The organism is Pleurocapsa sp. PCC 7319 (genome assembly GCF_000332195.1).
Taxonomy (GTDB): domain Bacteria; phylum Cyanobacteriota; class Cyanobacteriia; order Cyanobacteriales; family Xenococcaceae; genus Waterburya.
Genome location: NZ_KB235922.1, coordinates 3,185,231 through 3,201,190, shown reverse-complemented (window position 1 = coordinate 3,201,190; position 15,960 = coordinate 3,185,231). Strand labels below are relative to the sequence as shown.

General features: G+C 39.5%; 9 protein-coding genes. 3 read left to right on the top strand and 6 right to left on the bottom strand.

The window, feature by feature from the left end; translation table 11 throughout:
- Window positions 1-126: 126 nt before the first annotated feature.
- Window positions 127-8,442: a type I polyketide synthase gene (locus PLEUR7319_RS0118455; RefSeq protein ID WP_019506710.1), complete on the top strand. Its 8,316-nt coding sequence runs from the start codon at window positions 127-129 to the stop codon at window positions 8,440-8,442.
- A gap of 1 nt (window position 8,443) precedes the next feature.
- Here PLEUR7319_RS0118455 and PLEUR7319_RS35915 read toward each other — a convergent pair whose 3' ends face one another.
- The 3 genes from PLEUR7319_RS35915 to xth all read right to left on the bottom strand — a co-directional run bounded on the left by PLEUR7319_RS35915 (window position 8,444) and on the right by xth (window position 11,557).
- Window positions 8,444-9,133, bottom strand: coding sequence for a WecB/TagA/CpsF family glycosyltransferase (locus tag PLEUR7319_RS35915; RefSeq protein ID WP_158441853.1), 690 nt, complete (start codon window positions 9,131-9,133; stop codon window positions 8,444-8,446).
- A 237-nt stretch (window positions 9,134-9,370) separates the two neighbouring features.
- Window positions 9,371-10,456: a glycosyltransferase gene (locus PLEUR7319_RS0118445; protein ID WP_202804249.1), complete on the bottom strand. Its 1,086-nt coding sequence runs from the start codon at window positions 10,454-10,456 to the stop codon at window positions 9,371-9,373.
- A 318-nt stretch (window positions 10,457-10,774) separates the two neighbouring features.
- Window positions 10,775-11,557, bottom strand: a complete 783-nt coding sequence (gene xth / locus PLEUR7319_RS0118440; protein ID WP_026102627.1) for an exodeoxyribonuclease III — start codon at window positions 11,555-11,557, stop codon at window positions 10,775-10,777.
- 41 nt (window positions 11,558-11,598) lie between these two features.
- Here xth and PLEUR7319_RS0118435 point away from each other — a divergent pair, with 41 nt between their 5' ends.
- A complete protein-coding gene (locus PLEUR7319_RS0118435) occupies window positions 11,599-12,027 on the top strand; it encodes a gamma-glutamylcyclotransferase (RefSeq protein WP_019506706.1) in 429 nt (142 codons plus the stop codon).
- A gap of 13 nt (window positions 12,028-12,040) precedes the next feature.
- Here PLEUR7319_RS0118435 and PLEUR7319_RS0118430 read toward each other — a convergent pair whose 3' ends face one another.
- Both PLEUR7319_RS0118430 and PLEUR7319_RS0118425 read right to left on the bottom strand, forming a co-directional pair.
- Complete coding sequence (locus PLEUR7319_RS0118430; protein WP_019506705.1) at window positions 12,041-12,796, bottom strand: ABC transporter ATP-binding protein; 756 nt, start codon at window positions 12,794-12,796, stop codon at window positions 12,041-12,043.
- A 286-nt stretch (window positions 12,797-13,082) separates the two neighbouring features.
- Window positions 13,083-13,565: a glutathione peroxidase gene (locus tag PLEUR7319_RS0118425; protein WP_019506704.1), complete on the bottom strand. Its 483-nt coding sequence runs from the start codon at window positions 13,563-13,565 to the stop codon at window positions 13,083-13,085.
- A gap of 30 nt (window positions 13,566-13,595) precedes the next feature.
- Between PLEUR7319_RS0118425 and PLEUR7319_RS0118420 the strand changes: the two genes are divergently transcribed.
- Window positions 13,596-14,384, top strand: a complete 789-nt coding sequence (locus PLEUR7319_RS0118420; protein ID WP_019506703.1) for a glucosamine-6-phosphate deaminase — start codon at window positions 13,596-13,598, stop codon at window positions 14,382-14,384.
- A 3-nt stretch (window positions 14,385-14,387) separates the two neighbouring features.
- Here PLEUR7319_RS0118420 and PLEUR7319_RS0118415 read toward each other — a convergent pair whose 3' ends face one another.
- A complete protein-coding gene (locus PLEUR7319_RS0118415) occupies window positions 14,388-15,620 on the bottom strand; it encodes an NAD(P)/FAD-dependent oxidoreductase (protein ID WP_026102626.1) in 1,233 nt (410 codons plus the stop codon).
- Between the last annotated feature and the right edge of the window lie 340 nt (window positions 15,621-15,960).

Here is a 15,960-nt window from a genome sequence, read left to right as displayed (position 1 = left end):
TAGCTTCAAACGTGGATTGCACCCGGTCATACACACAGTTAAGATTTATTTTGGCTGTAAATAAAATAACAATCAAATAAAATTACAAGAAGCAATATTCTGATAAAGGTGTGAGGTGAGTAGACAATGGAAAAAATTCAGCAGCAGTCATTGGCAGGAATGGCAATTAGCTGTGGTGATACCTTGCCTGACGCTGTATTTAAAACTACTCTACCTAAACTTCTCCAACAAGCAGCGAGTCAAACAAAAAGTATCATTTACCATCTTCAAGACAATACTAATGTTCAACAGTCTTATGCCCAGTTATTAGTAACAGCAGCCAAAGTTCTCACCGGTTTACGCCAACATGGTTTAGAACCTCAAGAGCGGGTTGTATTACAGTTATCTAATCAAAAGTATTTTTTAACCTGTCTCTGGGCTTGTTGGTTAGGGGGTTTTGTACCAGTGCCTTTGGATACTGCCTCAGTTTATAATCAGAATTCTACCAATAGTAAGCTATTGCAAGTATGCAACTTATGTCAGCCTAAATTAATTGTGACTGAACAGGATTTAAGGCAGGCTATCAGTAATTACGAACTTTCAACGCCAGTAGTTGCTTTAGAAAGTTTTGCCAATTTATCTCCAGATCATCATTATCATTCCAATCAGTTAGACGATTTGGCACTATTATTATTTACTTCTGGCAGTACGGGAACGCCAAAAGGAGTAATGTTATCTACCAGAAATTTGTTAGCCAGCATCTACGGCATGGCAAGGGTTAACGGTTTATCCCAAAATGATGTCACTTTAAATTGGATGCCTTTGGAACATGTTGCCAGCTTGGTCATGTTTCACCTGACAGAAGTTTATCTCGGTTGCCAGCAAATTCAGGTTTCTAATCAGTTAGTTCTGCAAGATCCTTTAAAGTGGCTTGATTTAATCAGTCAATATCGCGTCACAGCTACTTGGAGTCCCAACTTTGGCTATGGTTTAGTCAATGAACAGTTAGAAAAAGGAAATCAATATAACTGGGATTTATCTGCTGTGCGCTGGATGGGAAATGGAGCAGAAGCAGTTGTGGGCAAAACTACTAAAGGCTTTTTAGAGTTACTTGCACCCTACGGTTTATCTGCTAATGCTGTTAGTCCTGGTTACGGTATGTCAGAAACTTGTTCTGGTATTGCTCATTCCCATAACTTCGGCAAGGGTAGTAATCAAGATTTTGTCGAGGTTGGTGCACCTATCCCTGGAGTTAATCTGCGAATTGTAGATGAGACAAATCAAGTGATTTTGGAAGGAGAAACAGGATTACTACAGGTACAAGGTTTGACGATATTTTCTGGATATTATGGCAAACCAGAATTGAATCAGGAAATTTTTACTGATGATGGTTGGTTTAATACAGGAGATTTAGGTTTTCTCAAAGATGGTCACTTAACTATTACTGGTCGTCAAAAAGATGTGATTATTATTAATGGGGTTAATTACTATAATCATGAAATTGAGGCAGCAGTAGAAACCATTCCAGGGGTAACTGTATCTTATACAGCTGCTTGTAGTGTCAAAGATAGTCGCAATCAAGAGCAAATAGCAGTATTTATACATACAGTTGAAGCAGATTCAGTCAAATTACTTCAGCTAATTAGTAAGATACGTAAGACTGTATTTACTCAACTTGGAGTTAATCCAAAATACATTTTACCTGTCAGCCAAGCAACAATTCCCAAAACAGCGATCGGTAAAATTCAAAGACAGCAATTAAGTCAGAGATTTCAGACAGGGGAGTTCGACATTATCTGCGATCGCATTTCTCAATTATTTAAAGATCGCAAATTAGATAATCAGGATTTACCCCGTGACGAGATTGAACAAAAACTAGTTCAAATTTGGCAGCAGACACTGAATATAGAAATAGTAAGTATTGAAGATAATTTATTTGAACTGGGTGGCAATTCCCTGCTCTTAATGCAGATACTGAACGAAATTGCTACCAAGTTAGCAACTCAGGTATCAGTTACAGATTTATTTCAATATCCGACGATTAAAGCACTGGCTACTTATCTTAATAGCAATCAACAATCCTTGGCAGTACAACAGGGTAGAGAGCGAGGAGAGTTACGACGAAAGCAAATTGGCGATCGCGCAGTGGCAATAGTGGGAATGTCTTGTCGCTTTCCTGGTGCAGAAAATTTAGAGCAGTTTTGGTCAAATCTTAGTAATGGCGTTGAGTCAATTTCTTTCTTTAATAAACAAGAATTATCTGCTGCGGGAGTTGAACCAAGCTTAATTGATCATCCCAACTACGTTAATGCCAGCCCGATTTTAGACCGAATAAAAGATTTTGATGCCGAATTTTGGGGTTATAGTCCTAAAGAAGCTCGATTACTCGATCCGCAACAACGTTTATTTTTAGAATGTGCTTGGGAAAGTTTAGAAGATGCGGGGTATAACCCTTTAAATTACCAGGGGCAAATCTCCCTCTATGGTGGTGCAGCAATTAATACTTATCTTCTCAATCATGTTTATCCCAATCGTTATTTACTAGATGAGCAAGACTCCTTACAGGTAGTCAACCTCAGCTCAATGGGAGGCTTTCAAGCTACGGTAGCTAACGATAAAGACTATTTGACTACTAGGGTTTCCTATAAATTAAACCTCACTGGATCTAGCGTAAATGTACAAACAGCTTGTTCCACCTCCCTAGTAGCAGTGCATTTAGCTTGTCAAAGCATACTCAATGGCGAATGCGATTTGGCTTTGGCGGGCGGAGTCTCGGTTCATACACCGCAAAAGATGGGTTATTTGTATCAGGAAGGAATGATTTTAGCTGCGGATGGTCATTGTCGGGCTTTTGATGCAGATGCTACAGGAACAATTTTTGGTAGTGGAGCAGGGATAGTAGTACTCAAAGATTTAGAACGGGCAGTAGACGATGGCGATCGCATATATGCGGTCATTAAAGGTTCAGCAGTTAATAACGATGGTGGCAGCAAAGTGGGCTACCTGGCTCCCAATGTAGATGGTCAAGCCAGGGCGATCGCTGAAGCTCTAGCAGTAGCTGATGTAAATCCAGAAACGATTAGTTACGTAGAAGCTCATGGTACGGGAACTAAACTGGGCGACCCGATTGAAATTGCAGCTTTAACCCAAGCGTTCAACCTGACAGATAAACAGGACAATTGCGCGCTCGGTTCAGTTAAAACTAATGTGGGACATTTACAAATAGCATCGGGTATTGTAGGTCTAATTAAAACTGCCCTATCGGTTTATCATCAAAAAATACCTGCCAGTTTGCATTATCGACAAGCTAATCCTCAGATTAACTTCCAGCAAACTCCTTTTTACGTCAATACTAAACTTCAATCTTGGCAATCAGATAAATTACCTCTTCGGGCAGGAGTAAACTCCTTAGGTATTGGTGGTACCAATGCTCATGTGATTCTAGAAGGTAGAAGGCAGCAGGCAGAAGTTAGACAACAGGAGTTAAAATCTTCTTTTTCAGCGCAATTGTTAACCTTATCTGCTAAAACTGAGGCTGCCCTAAAAGTTTTAATTACAAGGTATCAAGAGTATTTAACTAAACATACCGAAATTCAGCTAAACGATATTTGTTTCACTGCCAATACAGGGCGTGTTCACTTTGAACATCGACTGGCAATTGTTTGTATAGATAGGCAGCAGTTACAACAACAGTTAGATGCTCAAATTTCAGACCATAACTTCAGACAAATAAATCAAACTGAGCAAAATAAGATAGCTTGGCTATTTACTGGGCAGGGTTCGCAATACCAAGGTATGGGAAGGCAACTCTATCAAACCCAACCTGTATTTAAACAAGCAATAGATCGCTGTGCTGAAATTTTAGAAAAGTATTTAGAGCAATCTCTATTAGAAATTCTTGATCAGGAAAGTTCATCTTCTCTCAACCAAACTATCTACGCCCAACCTGTATTATTCTCTATTGAATATGCATTAGCTCAACTCTGGCTATCTTGGGGAATTAAACCTGATGTTGTCATGGGGCATAGTATTGGGGAATATGTTGCTGCTTGTTTGGCAGGGGTTTTCAATTTAGAAGACGGTTTGAAGTTAGTCGCCGCTAGGGGTAGATTAATTCAAAGTTTGCCTGAAAATGGGGCAATGCTGGCAGTATTTGTTGATCAAAATCAATTAGAATCAGTAATTAATTTAAATACCTTAAACAATAATCAACTAGCTCTAGCTGCTAATAATGGTACTCATTTAGTCGTTTCTGGCTTAAAAACAGAGATAGATAATATTGCTACGCTATTAGAAACCGCAGACATTGAAACCAAATATCTCCAAGTCTCTCACGCTTTCCATTCTTCCTTAATGCAGCCAATTATTGAGGAGTTTCGGCAAGTAGCTAAATCGATTGATTATTCGGTACCTCAATTCTCTCTAGTTTCCAATGTCACAGGAGAAATAGCCAGAGAAAATATTGCCTGTGCCGATTACTGGGTAGACCATATTCTGCAACCAGTACAATTTGCTCAGAGTATTGAGAGTTTGGCAGCACAACGAGTTAATATCTGGCTGGAAATTGGGGCGAAACCTACCTTAACAGCGATCGCCAAAAGTCTCGTTGCAGACGAGCGATCGCTTTTTGTTTCTAGTCTCAATCCCAAGCAAGAAGAACAACACCAGATACTTTCTAGTCTGGCTCAACTATATTTACGGGGAGTAGATATCAACTGGCAAGGAGTTAACGCTGAAAATGCTCACCGAGTTTCTCTACCTACTTATCCTTTTCAGAGAAAACGATACTGGTTCGATCTCCCTAAACCCAATTCCATTAGACCTCAAATTAAATCTACTCATCCCTTACTGGGGCAAAAAATTTCATCTCCTTTAAAACAAACATTATTCCAGTCTCAAATAAGCGCCAAAAATCCTGATTTTTTACAAGATCATTGTTTAAATAACAATCCAGTTTTCCCTGGTGCTGCCTATCTAGAAATGGCATTAGCTGCGGGGGGAACAAAATTTACTACGCCCCTAACTTTAACAGACGTAACCATTCAAAAACCGCTTTGGTTATCCGATACTCCTGTAACAGTACAGTTGATTTTAACTCCTAAAACTGACAGTGCAACTTGGCAAATATACAGCCAGAATAGGGATGAATGGAGCTTGCATAGCGAGGGACAAATATTATCCTGTGAACCATACAGCGATTCTATTAACTTGCAGCAATTACAACAGCAGTTTGCCAACAATCCACTAGATATCTCCACCTACTATCAAAAATGCCAACAAAGGGGAATTAATTACGGTGCCAATTTTCAGGTAATCAAACAACTTTGGGGCAAACCAGGGGCAGCTTTAGGCAGAGTTAAAATAACCAGTAATGTAGATCATCAATATAAATTCACTCCTGCACTACTTGATGGTTGTTGCCAAGTATTATTCGCTGCTTTGCCACCAGAGTTACAGACAAATACCTATTTACCTGTCGGTTTAGATCAATTCAATTTATACAGTCTTCCCGACTCAAAACTATGGAGTCATGTCATACTCAGAGATACTGATCATGACCAAATCATTACAGCCGACTTATGGCTTTATAGCGATTGCGGTAATTTAATTTGTCATATCGTAGGATTAAAATCGCAACAGGCTAATTTACAACTAAATTGGCACAATTGGCTATACAAACCTGAATGGCAGATATTTACTGACGAACGGTTGTTCGCCCATGAACAGCAATTTGCCGATCAAAAATTCAATAATCAAGGACATTGGTTGATTTTGGGCGATGATAATAATTTAAGCCGAAATATAGTTGATTTACTGCAATCTCAAAAGCAGCAATGCAGTTTAATCACTTCTTTCTCTTCGATTAAAGAAACAATTTCACAAATTGATCAACAGTTAACTGGAATTATCTATCTCTGGAGTTCAGATCAGAAAAAAATCAAAAACTTGTCCGATTTAGACACTGCAACTGAAACCTGCCGCTATAGTCTCAATCTAATTCAGACTTTAATTAAACAGAATCAAAATCCCCAACTTTGGTTTGTCACTCGTAATGCTCAACCTGTGATCGAAAATTTCCAACCTACAGCATCAGAATTGGCTCAATCTTGTCTATGGGGCATGGTCAAAGCGATCGCTCTAGAGCATCCAGAATTTAATCCTGTCTTGATCGATCTTGAATCTGAAACAACAAAAAATGAAGCTGAATTAATTTTTCAGGAATTATGTTCAGTAGATAAAGAGAATCAAATCGCTTGGCGCAATAATCAAAGATATGTTCCTCGATTAAAACGATTTTCCCTAGATAATCAATCAACATCGCAACAGCTTCAAATCACTAACCCTGGTAATCTTGATAGTCTTCAGTGGCACACCATATCTCGCCCTCAACCGCAAGATAACGAAATTGCCATTGAAGTAGAAGCATCTGGGCTAAACTTCCGTGATGTCATGGTGGCATTGGGGTTATATCCAGGGGAGAGCCAGTTTTTAGGTTTAGAGTGTGCGGGAAAAGTTATAGCAGTGGGGCAAAATGTCTCTAATTTTCAGATTGGCGATCGCGTTATGGCGATCTCTCCTCATAGTTTTAGTAACTATCTCACTGTTAGTTCCTTACTCGCTATCCATCAACCAGATAACCTCACCAGTAAAGCAGCAGCTACTATCCCGGTAACTTTCCTCACGGCATACTATACCCTGATTCATCTAGCCCAACTTCAGCCTGGAGAAAAAGTTCTAATTCACGCCGCAGCAGGAGGAGTGGGTATGGCAGCAATTGCGATCGCCCATCAGCTGGGGGCAGAAGTATATGCCACAGCTTCCCCACCAAAATGGGATCTACTCAAATCTCTAGGGGTAAAACACATTATGAATTCTCGCACCCTAGATTTTGCCACTCAAATTGGGAATAGCAAGATTGATGTTGTGTTGAATTCTTTATCAGGTAAATTTATTCTCCAGAGTTTAAGACTATTAAAAGATAACGGAAGATTTATTGAGATTGGCAAACAAGGTATTTGGCAAGATACTCAGGTTAAGGAATTTAATCCCACCCTCTCTTACTTCGTTGTCGATCTTTGGCAAGTGACTCAGACTCAACCTGCTCTCATTCGACAGATGCTAAGTCAGCTTTTAGCCCAATTTAAATCAGGTAAACTGCAACCCTTACCCCATAAAACATTTAAATCGGAACAAGTGGTTGATGCCTTCCGCTATATGCAGCAAGCAAAACACCAAGGCAAAATTATTGTCACTCAAGACAGAAAAAATGATTTTTCATCAGCTTACCGTGATACTTATCTCATTACTGGGGGCTTGGGTGCATTAGGCTTACAAGTCGCTCATTGGCTAGTAACTAAGGGAATCAAACATTTAGTGTTGATGGGACGCAACGAGGTTAAGCCTCATCTTCGTAGTCAGTTAGAGCAATTACAGCAACTCTGTAAGGTGCAAATTATTTATGGTGATGTCGCCGATGAACAACAGTTAAATCAAGCATTGACTCAAATTGAATCAACTTTACCACCACTGCGAGGGGTGATTCACGCTGCGGGAGTTTTAGATGATGGGGTATTGCTTCAGCAAAATTGGCAAAGATTTAAACAGGTACTACAACCTAAAGTGCAAGGAGCCTGGAATCTCCATAAATTAACCCAAAAATATGATCTAGATTGTTTTGTTTTGTTTTCTTCTGCCAGCTCCTTAATCGGTGCTGCGGGACAGGCAAACTACTGTGCTGCCAATAATTTTTTAGATAATTTAGCCCATGCTCGTCAAGCTCAAGGCTTACCGGCGATCGCAATTAACTGGGGAGGCTGGCAAAATATAGGGATGGCAGCTAATAACCAAGTAAATCAAGGTTGGCAACAACAAGGGATTGGCACAATTCCCTTAGAGGAAGGACTAAAAATTTTTGAGCAATTATTATCAAACTCCATAGCGCAAATTGGCGTAATTCCCATTAATTGGATGCAATGGTCGAAACAGAACCAGGCTAAACCTTTTTATACAGATTTGGTTTCTCCTACAGCTAATTCCAACTTTAATTTATCTCCATCAGAAAAGATAATTACCTGGCAACAACTAATCGCCAACAGCGAGCCACACAATCGCCAATCTTTATTAATTCAGCTTATTAAACAAGAATTAGCCCAAATATTAGGGATAAGAGAGATCGATACTACTCAGGGATTCTCTGAACTTGGTCTAGATTCTCTAAGTTCGGTTGAACTACGTAATAAACTTCAAACCAGTCTAGACATTAAACTGTCGGCAACAGCACTATTTGATTATCCAAACATACAGGCGATCGCTAATCATGTTGCTCACATCTTGTCTATATCAAATGACGAGATCGCCTTTCCCTCTAAAACAGAGAAGGAATTTACTCAAATAGAACAGTTATCAGAAGCTAAAGCTGAAGCTTTATTGCTAGAAGAACTTAAACAACTAAATAGAAACTAATTTAACTGTTGCTCTCTGGTTGTTTGAAAAACTTAGAAGAAATTATTACAGTCCATAATACTCTAAACAGGAACGAGAGATTACCGATGAGGTATCGCCGCCAAAGACGTCTTGGCTCTTGTAGCAATCGATATAGCCACTCCATACCTCTTTGTCTCATCCAATAGGGTGCACGAGGAATTCGTTCAGAGTAAAAGTCAAACAGACCGCCCACCCCCATCAAGACGCTAGCACCTGTAGTCGTACCGTAGGTAGCTAACCACTTTTCTTGATATGGTACGCCCATCGCTACTATCAGAAGATCGGGTTTAGCCTCACGAATAGCAGCTATAACTCTCGCATTTTCTGTCAAGGAAAAGTAACCGTGATGGAAACCGCAGACTTTCACTTTGGGAAAGTTAATTTCGAGCCACTGCTTTACCTGCTCCGCAACCCCAATGTGTCCACCCAGTAAATAAAGACGTTTGCCTGTACCATTAATTGCTGCGCAAAGATGCGGAAACAGATCTGTGCCATTCGAGTTGAAGATTTTGGACGAATTCAGGAGCTGACCAGCGAATTGCAAGCCAATACCGTCAGGAAGAACGATTTCGGCATCGTTGAGGATATTTCGGTAGTTAAGGTCACGCCTCGCTACATTGCAACAATTGGCATTTACGAAACAAATGTTGGTTGTTATCCTCTTGTCCAATCGTTGGCGAATGATATCGACAGCCTCATCTATGCTTAGATTGTGGATGCTTATGCCGAGAATCCTAATTTGTGACGAAGTCAGGATATGTTGGTTATCGCCGAATAAAAGTGTGAATATCATTGGGCTGAAGTTAATACACATTTAATGTAGTGACATTGCACAATTACGTAATGTTAGACAAGTGCAGAATTAGGATTTTAGTCATCCATTGTTTAAGCGACGCTTCTAAATCACCTAAATCAGCACTTTCCTGTAAACTTCTGCCACTTCTTCAGCCATTCTTCGAGCGGAGAAGCAGTCGAACTGACGTTGGCGAGCGTTGCTGCGCATTGTATACCAATCTACTTCGCCAGAAATCACTTGCGCTATTTTGATCGCTAAGCTATCTGGATTACCTGGTTCGGTAATTAGTCCGTTTACACCATCGCAGATCACCTCGGAAATACCTTCAATTTGCGTCGCGATGACTGGCAAACCTAGAGCCATAGATTCAAGAATAACCATCGGCATACCTTCCCCAAATAAGCTAGGAAGCACAAACAAGTCCATCTGGCAAAGTTCTGCGTTAACATCTTTTTGGAATCCACGCCAGTCGATATCATCTTCTAGACCAAGAGATACAACGCGAGCTTTGACTTCTGCTTCGTAATCTGATGTTTCAAAATTACCTACGGCTCTCAGTTTAAGGGAAAAACCTTTCTGCTTGAGCAAAGCAATTGCATCTAGCAGTACTTCTACTCCCTTTCGTGGTCGAAAAAGTGCTACGGTTCCTAAAGTCCACGTTGATTGAGGTACCCTGCGTTCGATTAATCGATCTTGTATCGGTACCCCATTAAGGACAACTGAGATTCGACTTCGAGGAACACCGAGCCAATGAGCATAATCTCTTAGGTCTTCAGAGACTGTGATCGCTTCAGTCACTCCTATGAGACAGCATCGTTCTACTAGTACATTAACCTGATTCTGCAATTGATTGGGTGTATCAACTGTAGCGGGGCTGTGAAAATGATGAACCATTGGCACACCAGCCCAAAGGGATGCAATTCTTCCAATCAATGCCGAGCGAGCAGTATGAGTATTGATCAGGCTATAGCCATGACGGCGAGTCAATTTTGCCAGAGCCTTAGCTGGTCGCAAATCCCACTTATTCTGCATAGGTAATTTATACAATGGTGCTTGTTGAGCTTGTCTAATCATTGGAAACCGATCTGGCTTAAGACAGGCAAAACAGACCTCAAATCCGCAATTAGGTAAAAACTGTGCTAGCAAGTCTAGAATTTTTTCAATGCCTGCATAGTGCTCTCCATTGGTCAGATGCAATATCCGGTGTTTAATAGGCTCCGATCTCGTAACTGAAATCAGTCTTTCGTGCTCAAGTGACTTTCCAAATCGTCGAGTAGTATTAATCATAAGGTTCCGATGATTTGATTACTTGACAACATTAGCCAATCTAGACTCAATAGTCTTATTTTGGAGTGGATTTAATTGTCAATTTGATTACCAAATACTGACTGATAAAAACTGCTTAAAATAACTATGTAATAAAAGCAGTACAATTGCAATCCCTATGTAAAGAATCTATGCATAATTACATAAATTTAGTCTAAATTAAATACCAAATCCCAAACAAAATATCAATTAAAATTCCACAATTACAGGGGCATGATCGCTGGGCTTTTCTAGCTTCCTGGGTTCAATATCAATCCAGCATTTTGTTGCCTGTTGATATAATTCGGATGTTAAATAATGATGATCGATCCGCCAGCCTCGGTTCCGGGAAAAACCAGCAGCGCGGTAATCCCACCAGCTATAATGTCCCTCTTCAGATGTAAATTTACGAAAAGCATCTTGAAAACCTAATTCTAATACTTGCCTCAAGGCTTTTCTTTCTGTAGGAGAAGACATAATATGTTTTTCTCTACCTTTGGAAGTATAAATATCTTTATCTTCTAGAGCAATATTAAAATCTCCACAGACACATATTTCTAACTGTTTACTCTGTAATGTTTGAAGATATTCTTGCAGTACTGTTAACCAATTAAGTTTATATTCATATTTATCACTAGCGATCGCTGAACCATTAGGAACATAGAGATTGACAATCCGAACATCATCGATAACACCGCTAATTACCCGTTTTTGCTCGTCAAAATCTGCTGCTAAATCACCGACGATAGGATGAAAACCACAATGTACTTCAGTTAGAGGTTTCAAGCTAAAAATAGCCACGCCATTATATGATTTTTGACCTGAGATATAAAGGTTGTAACCCAATTCTTCAAAGGGCGATCGCGGAAATTGATGATCTTGAACCTTAGTTTCTTGCAAACAGAGAACATCTACTCGATGTTGTTGCAGCCAGTCAATTACAATCTGCTGACGAGTCCGAATTGAGTTAACGTTCCAAGTAGCTATTCTCAAAGATTCCATCCTAATAATCAATTACCAAATACTAATTATCCATGAAATCTTCAACCTCACCACTTACTGTTTTTGTTTATGGAACTCTTAAGCCTGGAGAAGCAAATTATCATCGATACTGTAAAGATCAAGTAAGATCGCAAAATCCAGCTTTTACTACTGGTGACTTATACGCTTTGCCTGTTGGCTATCCCGCGATGACGGTCGGTGAAAATCAAGTTCAAGGATTTTTGCTAACTTTTATCGACCCCAATATTTTAACTAGCCTAGATCGATTAGAGGGTTATCAACAACAGCGAAAACCTGATTTGAATGAATATTATCGTCAGCTAGTTCCTGTTTACAATTTTGATTATCAGTCTATGGGCAAAGCTTGGGCTTATTTTATGTCTCTCCAGAAAGTAAAACAATACGGAGGAACTATAATTAGTTCAGGTTATTGGACTGGTTCAAATATTAATTCACAATAGACGTACTTAACTATTACCATTCCAAATCATCCGGTGCAATTTTGGTTTCATTATGCTGAATGCCAATAATCTCACCACTACGCATGGTAATTACCCGATCTGCCATAGCAGCAATCCCGGCATTGTGCGTAATCACGGCAATAGTTGTGCCTAGCTCGCAATTAACTCGCTCTAATACTTGCAATACCAGCTTACCTGTTTGAAAATCTAGTGCGCCTGTAGGTTCATCACAAAGCAACACCTGAGGACGTTTAGCAATGGCACGGGCGATCGCAACTCTTTGTTGTTCTCCTCCCGATAGTTGAGCCGGGAAATGGTCGAGGCGATGGTCTAATCCTACTAATCCTAAAGCCTCTCTTGGTCGCATCGGATGGGGGGCGATTTCAGTAACTAAAGCAACATTTTCTCTAGCAGTGAGACTGGGAATTAGATTATAAAACTGAAATACAAAACCGACACATTCTCGTCGAAAGCTAGTCAAAGAGCGATCGCCTGCTTGGGTAAGATCGCGCTCAGCAAACATAACTTGTCCAGTTGAGGGAATATCTAAACCTCCCAGGATATTCAGTAAAGTAGATTTGCCACTACCAGAAGCACCAAGTAAAACCACCAGCTCTCCTGTATACAAATCGAGACTGACATTTTTTAATGCTTGGACGGAAACTTCACCCATCTCATAGACTTTACTAATCTTCCGTACCCGAAAAATAGGGGATTTTTTACTGTTGTGAGCAAGATTGAACTGTTCTTGTCTGCTGAAACTGGTCACAGATTTTAGATTAGGTTGAGATCTTTAGATATGTCCTTATTCGCTATCGTATCTAATACCAATCTAAAAAATGATTAAGCTTTCTGGACAAATGATAAATTTTACCATCGTTCTGGGTTTAAAGCCTCTTTCTTCTAGGAAGACTTCTTTTAGTAATTAGTAATTAGTAATTAGTAGTCAATTTGAACTAAAAACTAAAAACTAAAAACTAAAAACTAAAAACTAAAAACTAAAAACCAGAATCACCGACTCTTTAGGGCGGTGAGGAGTCAATTTCCCAAGATACTTATTTAGCTAGCTCCGCTTCAATTGCTTGAATTAGCTCAGGAGAGGTAGGAGTAACTCCACTTTTGTATCTGGCGACAACATCACCCTGTTTGTTAATTAAAAACTTCTCAAAATTCCATGCCACATCTCCTTGGGGTTCAACAGAAGTAGTTAGAGTTTGATATAGAGGATGTTTTTGAGAGCCTTTTGCATGAATTTTATCGAATAAATCAAAATTCACACCGTAACTAGTTTCACAGAATTTAGCAATTTCCTCGTTTGTTCCTGGCTCTTGAGCACCAAAATCATTACAGGGAAAACCTAATACTCGCAATCCCCGATCACGATAATCTTGGTTTAATTGTTCTAGTCCTTTATATTGAGGAGTATAACCACAGTAAGAAGCGACATTAACAATCAACAATACTTTTCCTTGATAGTCGGCAAATTTTTCTTCTTTGCCATCGATAGTTTTGACACTGATATCGGATATATTACTCATATTCTGCTTTGGAAATAAGATTTGCTAAATATGCCAGATCGTACTTTACCATCTCTTTCAGACAGTCAGATCATCCAAGTTGATCGTCTATCTGTCAGAATTGCACCTTCAACTAGAGGGTTAACCCAAGATGCTGCTACCCTGGCTCAAAACTATTTGCAATCTTTATTAGAACAACAAGAAACTGTCAGCATTATCTTGGCTACAGGTAATTCTCAGCTAAAGTTTTTAGATGCAATCGCATCTAGCAATAAGTTAGATTGGTCACGGATTATTCTCTTTCATCTGGATGAATATCTAGGAATCTCCCCAGAGCATCCAGGCAGTTTTCGTTACTATTTACGCCACAAAGTAGAACAACGAGTAAAGCCTCGTGTATTTCACTATCTAAATGGAGATGCCCTGCAACCAATAGCCGAATGTAACCGTTACAGTCAGTTATTACAGCAACAGACAATCGATCTCTGTCTTTTGGGTATTGGGGATAATGGTCACATCGCTTTTAATGAACCTTCTGTTGCCGATTTTAATGATCCTCACACTGTAAAGTTAGTTCAACTAGAAACTAAAACTCGTCAACAACAAGTTAATGGAGGTTATTTTTCTGATCTAGAAGCTGTACCCAATTATGCCTACACTCTGACTATTCCTACAATATGCGCTGCCAAGAAAATCTTTTGTTTAGCTGGGGGAAGTCATAAAGCAGAAGTAGTTAACAAGACTTTGAAAAATGCGATCGCGCCAAGTTTTCCAGCAACCATTTTACGTCAACAATCCCAGGCTATTTTGTTTTGCGATCTTGAATCTTATCCTAGGTGATAATCACACTTGACTAATGGCTTGCCCAGCCAACCAAGAAGTTGTCCAGGCACTCTGAAAATTAAATCCTCCGGTCACTCCATCGATATCTAATATTTCTCCTGCAAAATAAAGACCAGGACATTTCTTGCTTTCCATAGTCTTAAAATTGATTTCTTTTAAGCTAACTCCACCACAGGTGACAAATTCCTCTTTAAAAACTCCTTTACCGGTAATTTGGTACTGTCCTAGAATAATTTCTGATACTAGTTTGTTCAGCTCTTTTTTACTAATTTCTGACCAGACTTTTTCTGATTTAATACCAATATAATTAACTAAACTTTGCCACAGACGCTTGGGTAATTTGAGTGGGCAGTAGTTAACTATTCTTTTCTTAGGATGAGCTTTTTTTACTGTAATTAAATCTTGTTTTAAAGTCTCTTGGTTGTATTTGGGTAGCCAATTAATTTGGAGACGGGAATTATATTTAAGGTCGTATAAAAATCTGGCTCCCCAAGCAGATAATTTGAGAATCGCTGGCCCACTTAGACCCCAATGTGTAATCAGTAATGCGCCTGTCTGTTCCAGTTTATTTTTGCCTGTACCAAGTCTAACCTGGACATTATCTACACTGACTCCTGCTAAACCTTGTAAACGAGCATCTTTGATATTAAACGTAAATAAAGACGGTACGGTTGGCTCAATTTTGTGTCCTAAATTTTTTGCCCAACGATATCCTAAAGGATTACTCCCGGTAGCGAGTAATAAGCGATCGCCCTGAAAAACCCGACCATTTTTCAATTCAACTTGAAAATAGCTCTTATCTTCTGAATCCGAAAATTGCTTGACAGTTTTAACCCCTGCACCAGTAAATAATCTAACTCCAGCCTTATCTGCTGCTTGCATTAGACAACTAATAATCGTCTCCGAATTATCAGTAGTCGGAAACATCCTGCCATCAGCTTCGGTTTTTAAATTTACTCCCCGCGATTTATACCACTGCACCGTATCTTGAGGTTGAAAGCGGGTGAATGCCCCCCGCAAAGCTTTTCCTCCTCTGGGGTAATGCTCCACTAACCGAGCCGAATCAAAACAATGATGGGTTACATTACATCTTCCCCCCCCAGATATACGAACTTTCGCTAAGGGTTTTTGCCCCGCTTCTAAGAGGGTTACTTTAAGTTGAGGATTTGCCTCCGCACAGGCGATCGCTCCAAAAAAACCCGCAGCACCACCACCAATAACAATTACATTCAAAATTTTTACTTTGAATAACTCCGAATTACCAACTCTGAACTCCGAACTCCGAATTTCGAACTCCGAACTCAATACCTTCTCGTCCTCAAAATCCCCCAAGCTAGCCCCGATACTACGGCGGTTATTAACAAGACTGCAATAACCCCTCCTGGAAGAAAAGTAATCATACCAATTCCTCTAAGTATATATAGAGCAATGAAAGCTATTAAAGAAATAAAAAATATGTTGGGTAACATGGCTATTTAATCTTTAACCATAAATCTTTGATCTAGCCCTTAGCATAACTTGACTACGTCAGTGGTATTTAGTGATTAGCTTTATATATGTTGATATTTCATCC